The organism is Streptomyces sp. NPDC056503, from assembly GCF_042794995.1.
Classification (GTDB): Bacteria; Actinomycetota; Actinomycetes; order Streptomycetales; family Streptomycetaceae; genus Streptomyces.
Genome location: NZ_JBHTST010000025.1, coordinates 33,821 through 52,854, shown reverse-complemented (window position 1 = coordinate 52,854; position 19,034 = coordinate 33,821). Strand labels below are relative to the sequence as shown.

17 protein-coding genes are annotated in these 19,034 nt (G+C 75.3%); 7 read left to right on the top strand and 10 right to left on the bottom strand.

Annotated elements, in window-relative coordinates; genetic code table 11:
* Positions 1-2 precede the first annotated feature (2 nt).
* From efeB to ACFQ8C_RS10675, 5 genes are all read right to left on the bottom strand, one after another.
* The gene (efeB, locus tag ACFQ8C_RS10695) at positions 3-1,238 is read right to left on the bottom strand and encodes an iron uptake transporter deferrochelatase/peroxidase subunit (protein ID WP_383454571.1); all 1,236 of its coding nucleotides are present in this window, start codon (positions 1,236-1,238) and stop codon (positions 3-5) included.
* The gene (gene efeO / locus ACFQ8C_RS10690; protein ID WP_383454569.1) at positions 1,235-2,395 is read right to left on the bottom strand and encodes an iron uptake system protein EfeO; all 1,161 of its coding nucleotides are present in this window, start codon (positions 2,393-2,395) and stop codon (positions 1,235-1,237) included. The genes efeB and efeO overlap by 4 nt, the downstream gene beginning before the upstream one ends.
* A gap of 200 nt (positions 2,396-2,595) precedes the next feature.
* Entirely contained in the window at positions 2,596-3,435 is an 840-nt protein-coding gene (locus tag ACFQ8C_RS10685; RefSeq protein ID WP_383454631.1) for a heme ABC transporter ATP-binding protein, read from the bottom strand.
* A gap of 5 nt (positions 3,436-3,440) precedes the next feature.
* The gene (locus ACFQ8C_RS10680; protein WP_383454567.1) at positions 3,441-4,535 is read right to left on the bottom strand and encodes a FecCD family ABC transporter permease; all 1,095 of its coding nucleotides are present in this window, start codon (positions 4,533-4,535) and stop codon (positions 3,441-3,443) included.
* The gene (locus ACFQ8C_RS10675; protein WP_383454564.1) at positions 4,532-5,533 is read right to left on the bottom strand and encodes a hemin ABC transporter substrate-binding protein; all 1,002 of its coding nucleotides are present in this window, start codon (positions 5,531-5,533) and stop codon (positions 4,532-4,534) included. Before ACFQ8C_RS10675 ends, ACFQ8C_RS10680 begins: the two co-directional genes overlap by 4 nt.
* 128 nt (positions 5,534-5,661) lie before the next feature.
* On the opposite strand from ACFQ8C_RS10675, the gene ACFQ8C_RS10670 reads away from it, so the two are divergent.
* From ACFQ8C_RS10670 to ACFQ8C_RS10660, 3 genes are all read left to right on the top strand, one after another.
* On the top strand, positions 5,662-7,161 hold the full coding sequence (locus ACFQ8C_RS10670; protein ID WP_383454561.1) for an HtaA domain-containing protein: 1,500 nt from the start codon (positions 5,662-5,664) through the stop codon (positions 7,159-7,161).
* Between the two features lie 121 nt (positions 7,162-7,282).
* Positions 7,283-8,932: an HtaA domain-containing protein gene (locus ACFQ8C_RS10665; protein ID WP_383454558.1), complete on the top strand. Its 1,650-nt coding sequence runs from the start codon at positions 7,283-7,285 to the stop codon at positions 8,930-8,932.
* A gap of 93 nt (positions 8,933-9,025) precedes the next feature.
* Positions 9,026-9,703 carry a PhzF family phenazine biosynthesis protein gene (locus tag ACFQ8C_RS10660; RefSeq protein WP_383454557.1) on the top strand — a complete coding sequence of 226 codons (678 nt, stop codon included), beginning with the start codon at positions 9,026-9,028 and terminating at the stop codon, positions 9,701-9,703.
* Between the two features lie 9 nt (positions 9,704-9,712).
* On the opposite strand, the gene ACFQ8C_RS10655 is transcribed toward ACFQ8C_RS10660, so the two are convergent.
* Positions 9,713-10,363, bottom strand: a complete 651-nt coding sequence (locus ACFQ8C_RS10655; protein ID WP_383454555.1) for a heme oxygenase (biliverdin-producing) — start codon at positions 10,361-10,363, stop codon at positions 9,713-9,715.
* A 119-nt stretch (positions 10,364-10,482) separates the two neighbouring features.
* Entirely contained in the window at positions 10,483-11,340 is an 858-nt protein-coding gene (gene map, locus ACFQ8C_RS10650) for a type I methionyl aminopeptidase (protein WP_383454553.1), read from the bottom strand.
* Between the two features lie 61 nt (positions 11,341-11,401).
* Here map and ACFQ8C_RS10645 point away from each other — a divergent pair, with 61 nt between their 5' ends.
* The gene (locus ACFQ8C_RS10645) at positions 11,402-11,632 is read left to right on the top strand and encodes a hypothetical protein (RefSeq protein ID WP_383454550.1); all 231 of its coding nucleotides are present in this window, start codon (positions 11,402-11,404) and stop codon (positions 11,630-11,632) included.
* Positions 11,633-11,657: 25 nt separating this feature from the next.
* On the opposite strand, the gene ACFQ8C_RS10640 is transcribed toward ACFQ8C_RS10645, so the two are convergent.
* Both ACFQ8C_RS10640 and ACFQ8C_RS10635 read right to left on the bottom strand, forming a co-directional pair.
* On the bottom strand, positions 11,658-12,971 hold the full coding sequence (locus ACFQ8C_RS10640; RefSeq protein ID WP_383454547.1) for an MFS transporter: 1,314 nt from the start codon (positions 12,969-12,971) through the stop codon (positions 11,658-11,660).
* A 48-nt stretch (positions 12,972-13,019) separates the two neighbouring features.
* Positions 13,020-13,619 carry a hypothetical protein gene (locus ACFQ8C_RS10635; protein ID WP_383454544.1) on the bottom strand — a complete coding sequence of 200 codons (600 nt, stop codon included), beginning with the start codon at positions 13,617-13,619 and terminating at the stop codon, positions 13,020-13,022.
* A 93-nt stretch (positions 13,620-13,712) separates the two neighbouring features.
* Between ACFQ8C_RS10635 and npdG the strand changes: the two genes are divergently transcribed.
* Together npdG and ACFQ8C_RS10625 are read left to right on the top strand one after the other, a co-directional pair.
* Complete coding sequence (npdG, locus tag ACFQ8C_RS10630; protein WP_383454541.1) at positions 13,713-14,411, top strand: NADPH-dependent F420 reductase; 699 nt, start codon at positions 13,713-13,715, stop codon at positions 14,409-14,411.
* 116 nt (positions 14,412-14,527) lie between these two features.
* Positions 14,528-14,722, top strand: coding sequence for a hypothetical protein (locus tag ACFQ8C_RS10625; protein WP_383454540.1), 195 nt, complete (start codon positions 14,528-14,530; stop codon positions 14,720-14,722).
* A 15-nt stretch (positions 14,723-14,737) separates the two neighbouring features.
* Here the strand turns inward: ACFQ8C_RS10625 and ACFQ8C_RS10620 are convergent, their stop codons facing one another.
* Complete coding sequence (locus ACFQ8C_RS10620; RefSeq protein ID WP_383454538.1) at positions 14,738-15,532, bottom strand: site-2 protease family protein; 795 nt, start codon at positions 15,530-15,532, stop codon at positions 14,738-14,740.
* A 137-nt stretch (positions 15,533-15,669) separates the two neighbouring features.
* On the opposite strand from ACFQ8C_RS10620, the gene ACFQ8C_RS10615 reads away from it, so the two are divergent.
* Positions 15,670-19,023: a BTAD domain-containing putative transcriptional regulator gene (locus ACFQ8C_RS10615; RefSeq protein ID WP_383454536.1), complete on the top strand. Its 3,354-nt coding sequence runs from the start codon at positions 15,670-15,672 to the stop codon at positions 19,021-19,023.
* The last annotated feature ends 11 nt before the right edge of the window (positions 19,024-19,034 follow it).

Genomic DNA, 19,034 nt, shown 5'->3' with positions numbered 1-19,034 from the left:
GGCTAGGAGAAGAGGCCGCGGCCCCACCAGTCGTCCGCGTCGCGGACGCCCGGCGGGACGGCGAAGACCGCCGAACCGACGTGCTGGATGTACTCGTTGAGGGCGTCCGCCTTGGCGAGCGCGGTCTGCACCGGGACGAAGCCGGACCGCACGTCCCGCTGGTACGCGAGGAAGAACAGGCCCGCGTCCAGCCGGCCGAGGCCGTCCGTGCCGTCGGTGAAGGAGTAGCCGCGGCGCAGCAGCATCGCCCCGCCGTTGGCGTCCGGGTGGGCGAGCCGGACGTGGGAGTCCGGCTTCATCGCCTTCAGGAAGGGCGCGTCGTGCTCCTTCGTCCTGCCGACCGGAGCGCCCTCCTTCTTGTCGCGGCCGAAGATGTCCTCCTGCTCGGCGAGCGGGGTGCGGTCCCAGGTCTCGACGTTCATCCGGATCCGGCGCGCGACCAGGTAGGAGCCGCCGGCCATCCAGGCGCCGCCGCCGGTGGCGTCCTTCGGCCCGACCCACACGTGCCGGTCGAGGGCGGCGGTGTCGGTGCCGGCGACGTTGCGGGTGCCGTCCTTGAAGCCGAAGAGGTTCCGCGGGGTCTGCGCGTCCGGGGTGGTCGAGGAGGTCTTGCCGAAGCCCAGCTGGGACCAGCGGACCGCGACCGTGCCGAAGCCGATCCGGGCGAGGTCGCGGATGGCGTGCACCGCGACCTGCGGGTCGTCGGCGCAGGCCTGCACGCACAGGTCGCCGCCGCTGCGCGCCGGATCGAGGTTGTCGCCCGGGAACCTGGGCAGCTCCACCAGGGCCCCGGGCCGTCTGTCCTTCAGCCCGAACCGCCCGTCGAAGAGCGAGGGGCCGAAGCCGATGGTGAGGGTGAGGCGGGACGGCTTGAGCCCGAGCGCCTCACCGGTGTCGTCCGGCGGCGCCTCCGGGAGCCCGCCGTAGGCGCCCTCGCCGACCTCGCGGCCGGCGGTCATCCGCTCGGCGGCCCGGGTCCACTCCTTCAGGAGCTTCACCAGCTTCTCGCGGTCGTCGGTGGTGACGTCGAAGGCGGCGAAGTGCAGCCGGTCCTGGACGGCGGTCGCGATGCCGGCCTGGTGCGTGCCGTGGAAGGGGACGGCGGCACCGCTGTCGGCTACGGGCGTGGTGGCGTCCCCGTCGCGGGTGATCGCGACGGCGCCGCCGGCCACGGCGGCGCCGAGGGCGAGGCCCCCGCCGGCGGCGAGGACGGTGCGGCGGGCCGGGGCGGGAGTCACTTGACGACCGCCGCGGCGAGCTTGGAGAGCGGCTCGGCCAGCGCGTTGACGCCGTCCGACAGCTCCTTGCGCTCGGCCTTGCCGACCTTGTCGTAGGAGGTGAAGTCGTACGAGGTCGTGTCGGCGCGGTACTTGTCGAGCAGCGTGTCCAGCGCGCCGAACTGCTGGTCGAGTTCGGCGACGAGCGCGGCGTCGTTCTTGGCGGCGACCGGCTTCAGCAGGTCGAAGGACTTCCGCGCGCCCTCGACGTTGGCCTTGAAGTCGACCAGGTCGGTGTGGGAGTAGCGCTCCTCCTCGCCGGTGACCTTGCCGGTCGCGACCTCGTCGAGGAGCTCCTTGGCGCCGTTGGCCATGGAGGTGGGGGTGATCTCGGCGGTGCCGACCCGCTTCACCCAGTCCGCGAGGTCCTTGTCGAGCTGGTCGGCGAGCTGCTTCTCGCGGGCGGTGATCTTCTTGTCCTGCCAGAGCGCCTTCTCCAGGCGGTGCCAGCCGGTCCAGTCCTTCGCCGGGTCCTGGCCCTCCTCCAGGCCGTCCTCGCGGACGTCGACCTTCGGGTCGATGTCGCCGAAGGACTCGGCGACCGGCTCGGTGCGCTCCCAGCCGATGCGGGAGGGGGCATACGCCTTCTTCGCGGCCTCCAGGTCGCCGGCGCGGACGGCGTCGGTGAAGACCTTCACCCTGGGCAGCGTCTCCTCGGCCTGGGCCTGGACGTACTGGCGGTACGCGGCGACGGCGGCGTCCATCTCGGGCGAGCGCTTCGGGGCGGTCGCGTCGCCGCCGCCGGTGAGGGTGACGGCCTGGCGGATGCCGGCGCCGGTCATGCCGGGCTTGCAGACGATGGCGTACGAGCCGGCCTTGATCTCGGCGGTGAGCGTCGCCTTGGTGCCGGGGCCGATGTTCTCGCGCTCGGTGACGATCCGGTCGTCCGGGTAGAGGACGTAGACCTCGGTGACCTTGGAGCCGCGGTTCTCCACGTTCAGGGTGACGTGGCCGGCCGGGAGCTCCTTCTTCGACACCTCGCAGGAGTCGTCCTTGGCGGTGACGGTGATCCCGTCGCCGTCGGTCTTGGCGTCGCTCTTCGCGGTGCATCCGGTGACGGCGGCCAGGACGGCGGCGCCCGCCAGGGCGGTGACGGCGGTGGTGCGGACGGCTCGCATGACGGCTCCAGGACGGGGCGACGGGACGGGAATTGCCACTGAGGCGGACCTAACTTAACCGAGGCTTACCTCAGTCAAACCCGCCCGTCCAGTGATGTGACTCTCACGTCCGGCGCATCGGACACAGCGCGGTCACAGGTGCGCCACGGCCGCCCCATCCCGGGGTCAAGTGCCGGTCAAGCAGGGCGTTTCGCCCCGATTTAGCCGCTCGCCGCGTCCCGGCGGGGGACGACCTGCGGGACGCCCGTCCGCGGATGCGGGAAGACCTCCACCGGCTGCCGGTAGACCCGGCTCAGCAGCTCCTCGCCGAACACCTCGGCGGGCGGCCCGTCGGCGGCCACCCCGCCCCCGTGCACGACCCCCACCCGGTCCGCGTGGGCCGCCGCCAGCCCCAGGTCGTGCAGGACGACCACCACCGCGTCCCCGGCCGCCGCCCGCTCCCGGCAGACCCGCAGCACCAGTTCCTGGTGGCGCAGGTCGAGCGCGGCCGTCGGCTCGTCGAGCAGCAGCAGTCCGGCCCGCTGGGCCAGCACCCGGGCCAGCGCCACCCGGGCCCGCTCCCCGCCGGACAGCGCGGAGAAGGGACGCGCGGCGAACTCCGTCACCTCGGTCGCGGCCATCGCCTCCGCCACCGCCGCCTCGTCGTCCGCCTCCCGCTCCGTGCCCGCCCACGGGGCCCGGCCCATCCGGACCACCTCCGCGACCGGGAAGGGGAAGGACAGCTCGGCGGTCTGCGGCAGCACCGCCCGCCGCAGCGCCAGTTCGGGCGCGCTCCAGTCACCGGCGGCCCGGCCCCCGATCCGTACCGCCCCCGCCTCGGGCGCGAGGTCCCCGGCGAGCACGGACAGCAGCGTCGACTTCCCGGCGCCGTTCGGCCCCACCAGGGCCAGCACCTCCCCGGCGCGCACCCCGATCCCGGCCCCGTCGAGGACGGCCCGCCGCCCCCGCACCACCCGCACCCCGACCGCCTCGGCGGCGAGGCCGCCCGGCTCCACGGGGGCCGGCAGCTCCCTCGTACGCCTCCGGAACACGCTCTTCACGCCGCTCACGCCCAACCACCCTGCTTCCGACGGGTCCTGCGGAGCAGCCAGAAGAAGAACGGGCTGCCGATGAGGGCGGTGAGGACGCCCAGGGGGAGTTCGGCGGGGGCCGCGAGGGTGCGGGCCGCCAGGTCGCCGGCGGTGAGCGCGACCGCCCCGCCGAGCGCGCTGCCGGGGACCAGGAAGCGGTGCCCGGGGCCGTTCGCCATCCGCAGCACGTGCGGGACGACCAGGCCGACGAAGGTGACGATGCCGGAGACCGCGACCGCCGCCGCGGTGAGCAGCGCCACCACCAGGATCAGCGCGATCCGCAGCCGTTCCACCTCCACGCCCAGGTGCCGGGCGGGCCGCTCGCCGAGCGCCAGCAGGTCGAGCCGGCGGGCGTACAGCGGGGCGACGGCCAGACCCAGCAGCGCGCACGGCAGCACCGCGAGCACCTTCGGCCAGGTGGCCTGCGCCAGCGAACCCAGCTGCCAGAAGGTGATCTGGCTGATCTGCGCGTTGTCCGCGAAGAAGATGAAGAGCCCGATGAGCGCGCCCGCGAAGGCGGTCACGGCGATGCCGGTGAGGATCAGCGTGACGACCTCCGTCCGGCCGCCCGAGCGGGACATCGCGTACACCGCCACCACCGTGACCAGCCCGCCCGCGAAGGCGAAGACGGTCACCGTCCAGGTGCCGAGGAAGCCCGCGCCGAGCACGATCGCGCCGACCGCGCCGACGGCGGCGCCGGAGGAGACGCCGATGACGCCGGGCTCGGCGAGCGGGTTGCCGAAGACGCCCTGCATCAGCGCGCCGGCGCAGCCGAGGGAGGCGCCGACGAGGAGGGCGAGGACCACCCGAGGCAGCCGGATGTTCCACAGCACGCTCTCGGCGGTCCGGTCGAGCGCGTGCCCGCCGAGCCCGGTCCGGTGCAGGACCGAGGCGAGCACGTCGCCGAGCGGGATGTCGTACGCGCCGATGCCCGCGGACGCCAGGGCGAGCAGCAGCAGTGCGGCGAGCAGCCCACTGGTGAGCAGCGCGGTCCTGCCCCGCCGCCGGGGCGGCGCGGGCGCGGACTCCCCCGTCGCCGGGAGGGCGGCCCTCTCCTGGAGCGCGGTCACCGGGTCCCCCCGTACAGCTGGTCCACGAGGGAGGCGAGCACGCGGTCGGTGCGCGGCCCGTAGTTGAGGAGCACGCCGTCGTCGACGGAGACGACCCGGCGGTCGGCGCCGGCCGGGGTCTCGGCGACGCCGGGGATCCGCACCAGTCCGTCGACCCCGCCGACGGACTGGAGCCCCTTGGTCATGACGAGGATGGCGTCCGGCGCGGCCTTGGCGAGGGCCTCGCTGGTGAGGGGGGTGAAGTCCTTCGTCAGTCCGGACTCCTTGCCCGCGTCGACCGCGCCGGCCGCCTCCAGGAGGGAGCTCGCGCCGGATCCTGCGCCGCCGAGGAGGTAGACGGCGGCCGAGCCGCGCACGTAGAGGAAGGCCACGCGGGGCTTCTCGGCGTGGGCGGGGATCTTCTCCCGTACGGCGGCGAGCCGTTCGGCGGTCCGCTCGCGCAGCTCCTCGCCGGAGGCGGGGACGCCGAGCGCGGCGGCCACGTCGTCGATGCGGCTGCCGACGTCGTCGAGCTCCTTGGCGGCGGGGACGACGACGAGCGGGACGCCCGCGTCGCGGATCTGGGCGATCGCCTCGGCCGGCCCGGTGGTGGACTCGGCGAGGACGAGGGTCGGCCGCAGGGAGAGGACGCTCTCGGCGGAGACGTCGTGGGCCCGGGTCACCACCGGGAGTTCCGCGGCCTGTTCGAAGGTGGCGGTGACGTCCCGGGCCACGACCCGGTCGCCGAGGCCGAGGGTGAAGACGATCTCGCTGAGCGAGCCGCTGAGCGGCACGATCCGCTCGGCGGAGCCGACGGTCACCCGCCGGCCGTCGGCGGAGCCGACGGTGACGGGGAGTCGGGGGGAGGCGGGGGAGGCGAGCGGTTCGACCCGGTCCGCGGCGGCCGCCGCCTCGGCCGGGGAGGGGGCGGCCGGGGTGTTCCCGCCGCCGCATCCGGTCGCCGTGAGGGCGAGGGCGATTACTGCTGTCAGCGCTCCCGCGAGGCGAGTTCTGCGCACCGGACACCGTCCTGTCGTTCCGCTGGGGGAGGTTCGTCGCCCGGCTCTCGGGGGGAAGGGTTCCGGCCGGGACGGGATGTAGCTTAGGTTAGCCTTACCTCACCTGCTAGCCCCCGGAGGGGTGCTCCATGCTGCTGTCCAGACCCTGCCGCGCACTCGCCGTGACCCTGTTCGCGGCCCTGCTCGCCGCCCTCGTCCCGGCCGCCGGCGCCCACGCGGAGAGCCGGCCGGTGCAGGGCGGCCGACTGGACTGGGGCATCAAGTCCTCCTTCCAGAGCTACGTCACCGGGCCCATCGCGCAAGGGAACTGGAGCCTCACCGGCGGCGTCGCCACGGTCGGCACGCAGTACCGCTTCCACTCCGCGCGGGGCTCGTACGACCCCGCCACCGGCGTCTTCGAGGCCGCCTTCTCCGGCGGCGTCCACTTCACCGGACACCGCAAGGCCGACGGCACGAACGAACTCGACCTCACCCTCGGCAGGCCCCGGATCCGGATCCAGGGGGGCACCGGTACCCTCTACGCCGACATGGCGAGCAAGGCCAAGGGCAGCGGCCGGCAGACCGTCGCCTCGCAGATCCCGCTGGCCACCCTGGACCTCGGCGGCGTCGACATGCGCGGCGCCACCGGCCCCGTCTCCCTCGCGAACGTCCCCGCCACCCTCACCGCCCAGGGCGCCACGGCCTTCGCCGGCTACTACCCGGCGGGCACGGCCCTCGACCCGGTGAGCCTCACGGTCGACGTGCGGACGGCGACGCCTTCCGCCCCCGCCGAGTCGCCCGCGAAGTCGCCCTCCACGACGCCCTCGGCCGCCCCGGACCCGAAGACGACGGCCGGCGCCCCGCTCCGCGCCGCCGCCGTCGACTGGGGCGTCCGCCGCACCTTCCGCGAGTACGTCACCGGCGCCATCGCGCAGGGCCGGTGGACGCTCGCCGGCGGGGCCCAGGACGGCGGAGCCCTCTTCCGCTTCCCCTCCGGCACCGGCGCCTACGACCCCGCCGCCGGCACCCTCGACGCCGCCTTCGCCGGCAGCGTCCGCTTCACCGGCTCCCACCTCGACCTCACCCTCGGCGAGGTCACGGTCGAGGTGGCCGGCGGCAAGGGCACCCTCGCCGCCGACGTCACCCGGGACGGGAGGACGGAGAAGGCCGTCCCCCTCGTCACCTTCGCCGCCGGCGGACTCGCCCCGGAGAACGGCCTCGCCGTCGTCACCGAGGCGCCCGCCACCCTCACCGAGGGCGGCGCCCGGGCCTTCGGCGGGATGTACAAGGCGGGCACCGCGATGGACCCGGTCTCCCTCGCCGTCTCCGTCGACCCGGCCGCCGAGCTCCCGCCCCTGCCCGACCTCGGCAGCGAGCCCACGTCCTCGCCCTCCGCCGCGCCCGCGGCCCCGGCCACCGCGAGCCCCCCGGCCCCCGCCGCGCCCGCGAACGCCGCCGCCTCCGCGGACTCCGGCACCCCGGCCGGCGTCCTGGCCGGGATCGGCGCGGGCGTCCTGGCCGTCGCCGTCGCCGCGTACGCCCTCCTCCGCCGGCGCCGCGCCGGGGCACCGGAGGCGGCCGACGCGGCGCGGACGGCGGGTCCCGGCGCTCCCGCCGATCCGACCGGGGCCGCCGGGCCCACCGACTGACCCTCCCGCTCCGACACCCCGCACGGGCCGACGCGTCACGCCCGTGCGGCGGCACCCCACACCCTCGTACGCCCCCACCCCCCCCGCCCCACCCCCCGTTCCCGCCTAGGAGACCCCCGACATGGCCACCCGTATGCGCCGCCCCGTCACCCTCGCCGCCGCCGTCGCCACGGCCGCCGCCCTGGGCGCCGGCGCCCTGACCCTCGCGCTCCCCGCGTCCGCCGCGGACGGCGCCGCCCCGCCGATGTCCCTCGTGGACGGCACCCTGGACTGGGGCATCAAGCAGTCCTTCCGCAGCTACCTCGCCCAGCCCTTCGCCAAGGGGAGGACGACGGTGGAGGGCGGCGCGACCCAGGCCGCCGGAAACGGCGTCTTCACCTTCGTCGACGGCGCCGGCACCTACGACACGACCGGCCACGCCACCGCCACCGCCTTCAAGGGCGGTGTCCACTTCGAGGCCCACGAGGGCGTCCTCGACATCCGGGTCTCGGACGTCAGGCTCAGGACCGCGGGCTCGGCCGCGCCCACCGGCGAGATCACCGCGGACGTCGTCACCAAGGAGAAGGACGGCTCCTTCACCACCCGCGACGACGTCTCCTTCGCCGCTCTCGACATGAGCGGCGTCCGGCCCGGTCAGGGCGCCGGCGGCGCGATGGTCTTCAAGGACATCCCCGCCACGCTCACCAAGGACGGCGCCGCCGCCTTCGCCGGCTTCTACAAGGAGGGCGATCCCCTCGACGCCGCCACCCTCACCGTGAAGGCCGGCGCCCGTCCGACCACTCCTCCCACCACCCCGCCGCCCACCCCCACGCCCTCGACGACCCCGCCGACCACGCCCCCGACGACGCCCCCGACCACCCCGCCGACGACCGCCCCGACCACCCCGGTCCCGACCACCTCGGCCCCCACTCCCACCACCACGGCCCCGTCCCCGACCGGGACCGCGAGCCCGACCGCGACCACCCCCGCCAAGGACCCGGCCGCGGTCGTCGCCGGGCGGCTGACCTGGGGCGTCCTGGAGCGCTGGCGGGTGTACGTCGACGAGCGCTGCGGCGGCACCGTCACACCGGCCGCCGGTGCGACCGGGTCCGGCTCCGCGTACGCCTTCCGGGTCGACGAGGCCGAGCTCGACGCGGCCGCCCGCACCCTCACCGCCTCCTTCACCGGCCGCCTCGACTTCGTCTGCGCCGCGCACGGCATCGACTGGCGGATCGGCGGCCTGAAGCTCACCGCGAGCGGCACCACGGGCACCCTCACCGCCGACGTCACCACGGCCTCCGGCACCAGGAAGGGCGTGCGCTTCGCCGACCTCGACCTGACGAAGGCCGACTGGACGCCGAAGGACGAGGTCGTCACCCTCGCCGCCCTGCCCGCGAAGCTGACCGCCGACGGCGCCGCCCTGTTCGCCGCCCCCGGCGGCGCGTCCTTCTACGACGCGGGCCTCGCCCTCGACCCGGTGACCGTCTCCCTCGCCCTCGACGAGGACGCCACCCTCCCGTCCGCCACCACCGGTCCGACCGGCTCCACCGCCACCACCGGTACGGGGACGACCGGTTCGGGCACCACCGGCGCGGGCACCGCCGGTGGCGCGGGCACGGTCGGCGGTGCCGGGACGGTCGGCGGCGCGGGCACGGCCGGCGGCTCCGGGGCCCTCGCCGCCACCGGCTCCTCCGTCCCCACCGGCTTCCTGGCCGGCGCCGCCGCGCTGGTCGTCGCCGCGGGCGGCGCCGTCGTCGTCGCGGCCCGCCGCCGCACCGGCGCCGAGGGCTGACCGGACCGCCACCCCCCACCGGACAGGGCCGCGCCCCGGGGACGAACCCGAGTCGCGGCCCTGTCGCCTGCCCCTGGATGGTTCAATTCCGCCATGAACACGACTGGCGAGACCGGCACCGAGATCGACGTCCTGCGGGTCTTCTGCGCGGGCGACGGCCGCCACGGCAACGCCCTCGGAGTCGTACGCGACGGGCGCACCCACCCCGACGAGGCGTCCCGGCAGGCGCTCGCCAAGGAGCTCGGCTTCAGCGAGACCGTGTTCGTCGACGACCCCGAGCGCGGTGTCGTCGACATCTACACCCCCGGCCTGCGGCTCCCCTTCGCCGGGCACCCCCTCGTCGGCGCCGCCTGGCTGCTCGACCTGGAGGTGATCTGCCCGCCCGCCGGAGAGGTGTGGGTGCGCGGCGACGGCGAGTTCACCTGGATCGAGGCACGCGCCGCATGGGCGCCGCCGCGCACGCTGCGGCAGTACGCCTCCGCCGCCGAGGTGGACGCCCTCGACGTGCCGCCGCCGGGCGAGTGGATCTACGCCTGGGCGTGGGAGGAGGAGGCCGCCGGGCGGATCCGGGCCCGGGCCTTCCCCGGCCGCGGCGACGGCATCGACGAGGACGAGGCGACCGGCGCGGCGGCCCTGCTGCTCACCGAACGGCTCGGCCGGGCCCTGAACATCACGCAGGGCCGGGGGTCGCAGCTGCTGACCGCCCCCGGCCCTGACGGCATCGTGGAGTTGGGCGGACGGGTCCGCCTGGAGGGCACCCTCACCCGGTGAGGGCCCCCGTCACGCGCTGAGCGGGAACTCGCCGCCCAGCTCGCGGAAGACCGCGGTGTTGAAGGCGAAGGCCCGCCTGCACTCGTCGACGATCCGCTGCCTCTCCAGGTCGTCCGCGTTCACCCCGTCGAGGAGTTCGCGGTAGGACCGCTTGAACGCGGCCGGGTTGTCGATCGTGTCGAAGACGTAGAACCGCACGCCGTCGCCCTTGCGGGCGAAGCCCCAGGTCCGCTCGGCCTTGTCGCGGATGATCTGACCGCCCGACAGGTCGCCCAGGTAGCGGGTGTAGTGGTGGGCGACGTAGCCGGCGGGCCACGCCCGGGCGCACTCGGCGACCCGCGCCGCGTACGCCTCGGTGGCCGGCAGCGCGGAGAGCCCGGCGCGCCACTCCGGGCCGCGCAGATGGGCGAGGTCCGCCTCCAGGGCGGCCGTGCGGAAGAGCTCGGGCTGTATGAACGGCCCGGCGACCGGGTCCTCGCGCAGCGCCTCCGCGCCGTCCTCCAGGGCCCGGTACACGAACCAGAGCTGCTCCGTGTAGCGGGCGTAGGCGTCCACGCCCAGCCGTCCGCCCAGGAGGTCGCCCATGAAGGACGAGGTCTCCGCCTCCGTGTGCTGCTCGTGCGAGGCCGTGCGGATGAGGGTGGAGAAGGGCGTGTCCAAGGCGTGCCTCCGGGACCGATGGGGCGGGAACCAGTCGACTCGATTTTGCAAGGTTAGGCTTACCTAAGTCAACTGGTTTCCCGACGACCTGTCGGTAAAGGGTGTACCCCCGGGGGCGGTCAGGGCAACGTCAGGATGTCCGTCCCCGTCTCGGTCACCACGAGGGTGTGCTCGAACTGCGCGGTCCGCTTGCGGTCCTTCGTCACCACGGTCCAGCCGTCGTCCCACAGGTCGTACTCGTGGGTGCCGAGGGTCAGCATCGGCTCGATCGTGAAGGTCATGCCGGGCTGGATGACGGTGGTGTGGTGGGGCGAGTCGTAGTGCGGCACGATCAGGCCGGAGTGGAACGACGTGTTGATGCCGTGCCCGGTGAAGTCCCGGACCACGCCGTAGCCGAAGCGCTTGGCGTACGACTCGATGACCCGGCCGATGATGTTGATCTGCCGGCCCGGCTTCACCGCCTTGATCGCGCGGTTCAGCGCCTCCCGGGTGCGCTCGACGAGCAGCCGCGACTCCTCGTCGACGTCACCGCACAGGTAGGTGGCGTTGTTGTCGCCGTGGACGCCGCCGATGTACGCCGTCACGTCCAGGTTCACGATGTCTCCGTCGCGCAGCACCGTGGAGTCCGGGATGCCGTGGCAGATGACCTCGTTGACCGAGGAGCAGAGCGACTTGGGGAAGCCCCGGTAGCCGAGGGTCGACGGATAGGCGCCGTGGTCGCACATGTACTCGTGCGCGACCCGGTCGAGTTCGTCCGTGGTCACGCCCGGGGCGATGTGCTTGGCGGCCTCCTCCATCGCCCGCGCGGCGATGCGGCCGGCGATCCGCATCCGTTCGACGGTGTCGGGATCCTGCACCTCGGGCCCCGTGTACGGGGTGGGTGCGGACTTCCCGACGTACTCGGGGCGGCGGATCGAGCCGGGGACGGAGCGGGCGGGGGAGAGCTCCCCCGGTACGAGAAGCGACTGGCCAGACATGCCAGCGAGTCTAACGACCGCGTCTGGGGCAGCATGGTCCCGAAGGAAGGAGCCGACGACCATGGCCCTGTTCAAGAAGCGCACGGCCGGAAAGCCGGGCGAGTGGTACTACTGCCTGGAGCACAAGAAGGTCGAGGAAGGGCCCGAATGCCCGGCGAAGAACCGGTTCGGCCCCTACGCCACCCGTGAGGAGGCCTCCCACGCCCTGGAGACCGCCCGCGAGCGGAACCTGGAGTGGGAGACCGACCCGCGCTGGCACGACGCGCCCGGCCCGGAAGAGAGCCGGGACTGACGGCGGCGGGCGGCCGGGGCCCGGGTCACGCGGTCCCGGCCGGCGCCGTCGCCTCCTGCCGGGCCTTGCGGAGCAGCGCGTCCTCGTCCGTCGCGGAGTCGTAGCGGAGCAGCTTCGGCAGCGCCAGGCAGAGCAGGCCCACGGAGGCCACGCAGGCGACGCCGCCCGCCCACACGGCGGTACGGGTGCCGGTCCAGCCCGCCATCACGCCCGCCCGCACCTGGCCGAGCTGCGGGCCCACGCTGTACGAGAGCACCTCGATGCCCGCGAGCCGGCCGCGCAGCTCCTCCGGGATCGTCTGGTTCCAGATCGTCGACCGCCCGAGCCCGCTCAGCATGTCGCCGGCGCCCGCGAACGCCAGACAGAGCAGCACCGCCCACACGTTCCCGAACCACCCCGCGCCCGCGATCGCGAGGCCCCAGCCGGCGGCGCCGCCGGCCACGAGCAGCCCGTGCCGCCGCACCCGGGAGGTCCAGCCGCTGGTCAGCCCCAGCACCAGGGAGCCGACGGAACCGGCCGCGTACATGAGCCCCAGCGACCAGGGGGCGTCCAGCTCGTCCGCGAGGAACGGGAAGACGGCGTTCGGGAAGGCGAAGACCATGGCGGCCAGGTCGATCGCGTACGTCCCCAGCAGCACCGGCCGCGACCAGGCGTACCGGGCGCCCTGCGCGATCGACCGCAGCGACGGCTTCTCCGCGTCGTGCGCGGGCGGCGCGGGCGAGAGCCGGCGGCACATCAGCACCGACGCGGCGAACCCGGCCAGCGTCACCGCGTACGCCGGCGCGTGCCCCGCGTAGGCCACCACCACGCCCGCGACGGACGGCCCGGCGATCGCCCCCAGCTGCCACCGCAGCGAGTTCAGCGCGGCCGCCGCGGTCTGCTGCTCGTGCGGCACGATCCGCGCGAGCAGCGAGTCCAGCGCGGGCCGCTGGAGCCCCGCCAGCGCGGACACCCCCGCCGCGACCACGTACAGCGGCCACAGCAGCGGCTCGCCGAGCAGCGAGTTCAGCAGCAACAGCAGCGCGAGCAGTCCGAGCCCCGCCTCCGTCGCGACGATCACCCGCCGCCGGTCCACCGCGTCCGCCAGCGCCCCGCCGTACAGCCCGAACACCACCAGCGGGACCAGCTCCACGGCCCCCATCGCCCCCACGGCGAGCGGCGAGTCCGTCAGCTCCTTGATCTGCAGCGGCAGCGCCACCATCGCCATGGCGGAGGCGAAGTACGTGACGAGCCCCTGCCCCCACAGCAACCGGAAGTCACGGGAGGACCGCCAGGGCGAGGTGTCGGGAAGCACGGCGGCGAGCCGGGCGCGGAGCGTGGAGGGAGCGGGGGAGGACACGAAGAGCCATGCTGCGGCCGACGATCGCCCCGGGCAACCGAATTCCGCTCACCAGCGGGCGGGGGGCGGGGAGGTCAGGTGGTCGGCGAGGAGGGAGAGACGGGCGCGGAGACCGCGCGGCCGGGGGGCCGGGAGGCTGTTCTCGCCGGCCGCCGCGCCCACCAGGTGCTGGACCGTGTCCAGGTCCACCTCCGCCCCCTCCGCGACCGACAGCGCCTCGTGCGCGAGGCCCCGCACCTCCGCGTCCCCGCCGTCCAGGGACAGGACCGTCGCCCCGGCCCGCCGCGCGTCGTGCACCCGCTGCAGCAGGCCCTCCCCGGGACGCGACGGCGCCACGACGAGGAGGGTCGCGCCCCGGCCCGCCGCTTCGAGACGCCCCAGGCCGACCGCCAGGTGCGGAGGGTCGCCGGGCCGCGCCCGGTGGCGCACCAGGGTCGGGGCCAGCTCCGGGAGGCCCGACCAGGCCGCCTCGTCCACCAGGTGCGCCGCCAGGTGCCACGGCTCGTACGCCTCCGTGCCCACCAGCAGCAGCCCGCCCCGCTGCGGCACCACCGACGCCCGCAGCGTCCCGGCGAAGCGGCGGGCCGCCGCCGGCCACTCCGTCCCGGCGAGCACTTCCCGCAGCAACGCGACCCGTACGGCATCCATGGCGCCGCATCCTGCCCCAGCGGACCCGCCGCCCGCCCCCCGTATCCGCCGATCCACCCGAACGGGTCCCGAACCGGTCGGTAGGGTCGGCCCATGACTTCCTCGACTACTCCCCGCCCCGCGAAGGACCCCTGGGACCTGCCCGACGTCTCCGGACTCGTCGTCGGCGTCCTCGGCGGCACCGGCGACCAGGGCCGCGGCCTTGCCTACCGCCTCGCCGCCGCCGGCCAGCAGGTGATCATCGGTTCCCGCGCCGCCGACCGCGCCGAGGCCGTCGCCGCGGAGATCGGCCACGGCGTCGAGGGCGCCGACAACGCCGAGTGCGCCCGCCGCAGCGACATCGTCATCGTCGCCGTGCCCTGGGACGGCCACGCCAAGACCCTGGAGTCGCTGCGCGGGGAACTCGCCGGCAAGCTCGTCGTGGACTGCGTCAACCCGCTCGGCTTCGACAAGAAGGGCGCCTACGCCCTCAAGCCCGAGGAGGGCTCCGCCGCCGAGCAGGCCGCCGCGCTGCTCCCGGACTCCCGGGTCGCCGCCGCCTTCCACCACCTCTCCGCCGTCCTCCTCAAGGACACCTCGATCGCCGAGATCGACACCGACGTGATGGTCCTCGGCGAGGAGCGCGCCGACGTGGAGATCGTCCAGGCGCTGGCCGGCCGCATCCCCGGCATGCGCGGCGTCTTCGCCGGCCGGCTGCGCAACGCCCACCAGGTCGAGTCGCTGGTCGCCAACCTGATCTCGGTGAACCGCCGCTACAAGGCCCACGCGGGCCTGCGCGTCACCGACGTCTGAGCCGCCCCCTCCAGGGCACCCGCCGGGCCGGAGGGCGGAGCCGGAGAACGGACGCTTCGGGGCATGGGGGACACTGGTCGGGCACCGTCAGCCGTACCCGACAGGAGCCGACCCCCATGCCCCGTCTCGCCCTCTACGCCCTCGTGGTCTGCGCCCTGGCCGTCGCCGCGGCCGTGATCTCCTTCGTCAACGGCAGCTTCGTCGGCGTCGTCTGGGTCCTCCTCGCCGGCCTCTCCTCCAACATGGCCTGGTACTACGTCCGCCGCGCGAAGGCGGAGAAGGCCGCGGAGGCCGAGGCCGCGCTCGGCTAGGCCCTTCCCACCGGATCAGGCCGGGCAGTACTCCGGGGCGGTCTCCCAGAAGCGGAACAGCTCCGAGCCGCAGGAGCGGTCCACGTCGCCGACGCCCAGGGACCGCATCAGGGCGTCGACCGCGTCGAAGAAGGCGCCGTTGACGGCCGGCACGAAGAGCAGCGCGATCACGACGAAGAAGCCGTACGGCGCGTACGGCTCGATCTGCCGCTTCACCCGGTACGAGAGCCACGGCTCCAGGATCCCGTAGCCGTCGAGCCCCGGCACCGGCAGCAGGTTCAGGAGCGCGGCCGTCACCTGGAGGAACGCCAGGAACGCCAGCGCGTACCGGAAGGCCGCGGGCACCCCGTCGAGCGCGCCCAGCCAGAACGGCGCGGTGCACACCACCGCGAACAGCACGTTCGCCAGCGGGCCCGCCGCCGAGACCAGGCTGTGCTTCCAGCGGCCCTTGATCCGGCCCTGCTCGATGAAGACGGCGCCGCCCGGCAGACCGATCCCGCCCATGATCACGAAGAGCACCGGCAGCACCACGCTGAGGACGGCGTGGGTGTACGCGAACGGGTTCAGGGTCAGATAGCCCTTGGCGCCCACCGTGATGTCCCCGCCGTGCAGGGCCGTGCGGGCGTGCGCGTACTCGTGCAGACAGAGCGAGACGATCCACGCCGAGGTCACGAAGAGGAAGATCGCCACCCCGGGCAGGGCGGCGAAGTCCGTCCACACCGCCCATCCGGTGACCGCCATGACGGCGAGCACCGCCAGGAAGACGGGACTGATCCGGCGCTCCTGGCGGCGGACGGCGGCCGAACTCATCACGGACTCCCCGGAGACGGAACTGGACGCGGTGCGGGCTGGACGCGGCGCGGGCTGTCTGCGGGAGAACGTACCGCCCGGGCGGCCGGTTCCCCCCGCCGCCCGGCCCACCGGGGGCGCTCACGGAGAATGGGGGAGTGCGTTACTGCCTCCTGGGACCGACCCGTGTGCTGAGCGCCGACGGCAGCGAGCTGCCCGTCGGCGGTCCCCGCGTCCGCGCCCTGCTCACCGCCCTCGCCCTCCGGCCCGGCCGCGCGCTGCCGGTGGCCGCGCTCGTCGACGAGGTCTGGCACGGCGACGAGCCGCCGGCCGACGCCGTCGCCGCGCTCCAGGCGCTGGTCGGGCGGCTCAGGAAGGCGCTCGGGAAGGACCGGGTGCACTCCGCGGAGGGCGGCGGCTACCGCCTCGGCGCGGCCCGCGAGGACGTCGACCTCTACCGCTTCGAACGGCTCACCGCCGACGGCTCCGCGGCCCTCGCCGCCGGGGACCCCGGTCGGGCCGCCGCCCTCCTCGACGAGGCCCTGGGCCTCTGGGCCGGGCCCGCCCTCGCCGACCTGCCCGACCGGCACGCCGAGGCCGCCCGCTGGGAGGCCCGCCGCCTGGACGCCCGCCGCGGCCGGCTCGACGCCGCGCTCGCCCTCGGCCGGGCCGCCGACGTCCTGCCCGAGCTCACCGCCCTCTGCGCCGACCGGCCGCTCGACGAGCCCCTCCAGGCCCTGCGGATCCGCGCCCTGCGCGACACGGGCCGCGCCGCCGAGGCCCTCGCCGCGTACGAGGAGGTCCGCCGGACGCTCGCCGACCGGCTCGGCGCCGACCCGGGCCCCGGGCTGCGCGCCCTCCACGAACGGCTGCTCACGGCCGACGCCCCCGCGCCCGGCCCCGTTTCCGCCCCCGCCCCCGTGCCCACGTCCGCGTCCGCGTCCGCTCCCGCGCCGGTCCGTGCGGCGCCCGCGCCCGCCCCCGGGAACCTGCGGGCCCGGCTCACCTCCTTCGTCGGGCGCGACGACGAGATCGCCGCCCTCCGCCAGGACCTGGGCGCGGCCCGGCTGGTGACCCTGCTCGGGCCCGGCGGCGCCGGCAAGACCCGGCTCTCCCAGGAGGCGGCCGAACGGGCCGCCGACGCCTGGCCCGACGGCGTCTGGGTCGCCGAACTCGCCCCGGTCCGCGACCCGGAGGCCGTGCCCGAGGCCGTCCTCGCCGCCCTCGGCGGCCGCGAGACCGTGCTGCGTGGCGCCGGCGCCGAGGAACTCCGCGGCGGCGGCGACCCCGTGCACCGCCTGGTGGAGCACTGCGCGGGGCGGCGGATGCTGCTGCTCCTGGACAACTGCGAGCACCTGGTGGACGCGGCGGCGCGGCTCGCGGAGACGGTCCTCGCCCGCTGTCCCGGCGTACGGGTGCTGGCGACGAGCCGGGAGCCGCTGGGCGTGCCGGGGGAGCGGCTGCGGCCGCTGGGTCCGCTGCCGGAGGCGACGGCGCTGCGCCTGCTGGGGGAGCGGGGCGCGGCGGCGCGGCCGGGTTTCGACGTGTCCGCGGACCCGGAGGCTGCCGGGGAGATCGTGCGGCGTCTCGACGGGCTGCCGCTGGCGATCGAGCTGGCGGCGGCGCGGCTGCGGATGCTGTCCCCGCGGCAGATCGCGGACCGGCTCGACGACCGGTTCCGGCTGCTGACCTCGGGCTCGCGGACGGTGCTGCCGCGCCAGCAGACCCTGCGGGCGGTGGTGGACTGGTCGTGGGAGCTCCTGGAGGAGCCGGAGCGGGCGGTGCTGCGGCGGCTCGCCGTCTTCACCGGCGGCTGCGACCTGGAGGCGGCGGAGGCGGTCTGCGCCGGACCGGAGGGCGCGGACGTGCTGACCGTGCTGGGCGCCCTGGTCGACAAGTCGCTCGTGGTGTCGGCGCCGGGGGAACGGGGGATGCGGTTCCGGCTCCTGGAGACGGTCGCCGAGTACGCCGGCGAGCGGCTCGACGAGGCCGGGGAGCGCGCCGGGGCGGAGCGGGACCACCTCACGTACTACCGCGAGCTGGCCCGCACCCGGGACCCGGCGCTGCGCGGCGCCGGGCAGCTCGCCGCCATGGCCTGCTTCGACGCCGAGTACGGAAACCTCCGCACCGCGCTCGCCCGGGCCGTCGCCGCCCGCGACGAGGACGAGGCGCTCGTCCTCGTCCACTGCCTGCTCTGGTACTGGCAGCTGCGGGACCTGCGCGCCGACGCCCTCCAGGGCGCCCGGGCCGCCGCGGGGCTCGGCCCCGACCCGTTCGCCTCGGCCGCGCCGCCCGTCGTCCCGCTCCACGAGCCGTGCACGGCCGTGCCGCCGCCGCTCTCCGAGGAGCAGCGCTGGGAGGCCCGGCGGGGCGTCCGGCTCGTCGAACTCCTCAACATGGACCACGAGACGGCCCGCTGGACCACCCCCGAGGGCGCCGCCAGGCTCCGCGAGATCACCGCCGTCTACCGGCCCGGACTCCCGCAGACCTGTCGGCTGCCCGGCTCCTTCGCCGTCTTCGCGGTCGTCATCCTCGGCGAGCCCGGCAAGCTCCACGAGCTCCTCGACACCACCGTCGAGACGTGCCGCCGGCACGGCTACGACTGGGAGCTCGCCAGCGTCCTGCACCTGCGCGCCAACATGCTGGCCAACCGGGGCGACTGGGCCGACCAGGCCATCGCGGACGCCGACGAGAGCCTGGCGATCTTCGAGCGGTTCGGGGACGCCTGGGGCATGGCGGAGGCGCTGTCCTCCCGCGCCGAGGCCCATGAGCGGAAGCTCGAATTCGACGAGGCCGCCGCCGACTTCGCGGCCGCCATCGGCTACGCGGAGAAGATCGACGCCCCGTCGCAGCAGGCCCTGCTCCGCGCCCGCTACGCCGACATCCTCGTCGAGACCGGCCGGTTCGAGGAGGGCGAGGCGATCCTCCGGGAGATCCTGGACGGCCGCCACGGCACGGGCCACGAATCGCAGCTCGGCGCCCGGCTCTTCCTCGCCCACGCCCTCGGCCGCACCGGCCGCACCGTGGAGGCGCGGCAGCACCTCACCGTCCTCCTCAAGGAGTTCGGCAGCGAGACCCTCTCCCTCTTCGAGGGCTTCACCCTGGCCGGTCTGGCCTGGATCGACGTCCTGGAGGGGGACTACGCCTCGGGGCTGCGGAACGCGGTCGAGGGGTACGCGCGCTCCCTGAGCCCGCTGTCGATGATGGTCGCCCCGCAGATGCCGGCCGGTCACCTCGCCGTCGCGGCCTGGGCGCTCGCCGGGCTCGGCGGGTCCGGGGCGCGGACGGCGGCCGTGCTCCTGGGCGCGCGGGAGGGCCTGGTGCCGTCGGGGCACCGGCGGCCGGCGCTGGAGCGGGAGAACCAGGAGCGGGCGGCGGAGCTGGCCCGGTCGGTCCTGGGGGAGGCGGAGTACGCCGCCGCGTACGCCGAGGGCGACGGCCTCTCCCTGGAAGAGGCCGCCGCCCTGCTCGGCAGCGCCGCCGACGCGATCAGTGAGCGCGCCGAGTCCTGAGCCCCCGTCAC